Genomic DNA, 1,643 nt, shown 5'->3' with positions numbered 1-1,643 from the left:
CGGTCGCCGATGCTCCGCATGGACTCCCTCCTCCGCCTTGCGATGCACGCACCCCAACGCCGCCCGGCCCGCCCTTCGGGCGGACGACGGGGGTTCGAAGACAGGCCCAGGTCCGCTCCCGTTCGGCAGGGGCGCGCGGCGACCGGTCTACGCCCCCGCGCTCGCGGGGCCGGCTCCCGTCAGCTGCTCGATCGTCTCCGCGAGCCAGGCCCGCTCCGCCGCGCTCGACGCCCGGGCGACCAGAAGCATGCCCCGACGGAACGGGTTCGGCTCGCGCTCGGCGGTCACGGGCCGGCCGTGTCCGTCGTAGAAGAAGCTGCTCGGCGCCTCCAGGAAGTCGAGCCGGCGGCGCAGCACCGCGGCCTGGCGGGCCGGGTCGGCGAGGTGGTGGAGGAAGGCGGCCAGGGCGAAGAAACGAATCTGGTCGGTGATCTCCGCCTGCTCCGGATCGCCGAGCCGGCGCCGGAGTTCGGCTCGTCCGGCGGCGGTCAGTTCCAGCGTCTGGCGGGGGACGGCGCCGCTGCCCGGCTCGGTCCTGCGGTGCAGCAGGCCGGCCTTCTCGAGCCGGGTGATGGCGGGGTAGAGCGCGCCGTCGCTGACCGGCCGGACGTGCCCGGTCAGGCCGGTGATCCGGGACTTGAGCTCGTAGCCGTGCAGCGGCTGGTCGTAGAGGAACCCCAGGATCGCGAGCGTCAGCACGATGAAGCCCTTTCGTCGGAGTGCGCCCGGTGCGCGCGCCACTTTACCTCTTGTCGATGTGCATCGATCCGAGGTATCTCTATTCGAGGCGAGCCGAGGCGAGCCGACGCAGGCCGAGACGGCTCAAGAGAGCCGCCGCCGAGGAACTTCAGGGGGAGAGAACATGCGCACCCATCTGGCACGACTGGCCGCACTGGCCGGACCGGTCTACGCCGAACTCCTGTCCGGCGTGGTCGCCTCCGTCATCGGCGCCTTCTGGGTGGCCGGGCTCGGCGGCGCGGCCGTCGCCGCCGTCACGCTCGCGGGCACCGTGGAGAACCTGCTGCTCGGCCTCGTCCTCGTGGTCGCCTCCGGCACCAGCCTGCGGCTCTCGCGCGCCCTCGGCGCCGGCGACCGGGCCGGGGCCGCCCGCACCGCGCGCGCGGCATGGCGGCTCTGCGTACTCGTCACCGTCGCCATCGCCGTGCCCGGCTTCCTGCTGCGCGACCGCCTCGCCGCCGGGTTCCTCGAAGGTCCCGCGGCCGGGCTCGCCGCGGACTATTTCGCCGTTGCGTTCCCGGCCTTCGGATTGTTCTCCGGTCAGCGCGTCGCCGACGAACTGTTCAAGGGCGCCGGAGACACCCGCACCCCGATGCGGATCGCGCTGCTCTCCAATGCGCTGCTGCTCGGGCTCGACCCGCTGCTCGTCCTCGGCGCGGGACTCGTCCCGGGTCTCGGCGTGACGGGCGCCGCGCTCGCACTCACCACCTCCCGGGCGGTGGCGCTCGCCGTCACGCTGCGGCTGCTCGCAAAGCGCCGGACGGACCGATCTCCCGAAGTCGTCGGCCCCGAAAACGTCGGCCCTGAGCGCGTCGGCCCCGAGGCGCGGCGGATCGTCCGCGCCGGGGCGCCGTTCGGCCTCGACTTCACCGCCCGGATGGCCGTCGGGACGGCCCAACTCGCCC

General features: G+C 73.8%; 2 protein-coding genes. One reads left to right on the top strand and one right to left on the bottom strand.

The annotated features are described in order from the left end of the window. Positions 1 to 147: 147 nt before the first annotated feature. On the bottom strand, positions 148 to 699 hold the full coding sequence (locus AB0O00_RS38350; protein WP_363659311.1) for a PadR family transcriptional regulator: 552 nt from the start codon (positions 697 to 699) through the stop codon (positions 148 to 150). 163 nt (positions 700 to 862) lie between these two features. Here AB0O00_RS38350 and AB0O00_RS38345 point away from each other — a divergent pair. Then, on the top strand, positions 863 to 1,643 hold a 781-nt coding region (locus AB0O00_RS38345; protein WP_363659310.1), incomplete at its 3' end, for an MATE family efflux transporter.

Source organism: Kitasatospora sp. NPDC093558 (assembly GCF_040683475.1).
Taxonomy (GTDB): domain Bacteria; phylum Actinomycetota; class Actinomycetes; order Streptomycetales; family Streptomycetaceae; genus Kitasatospora.
This window is presented reverse-complemented; position numbering and strand designations above follow the sequence as displayed.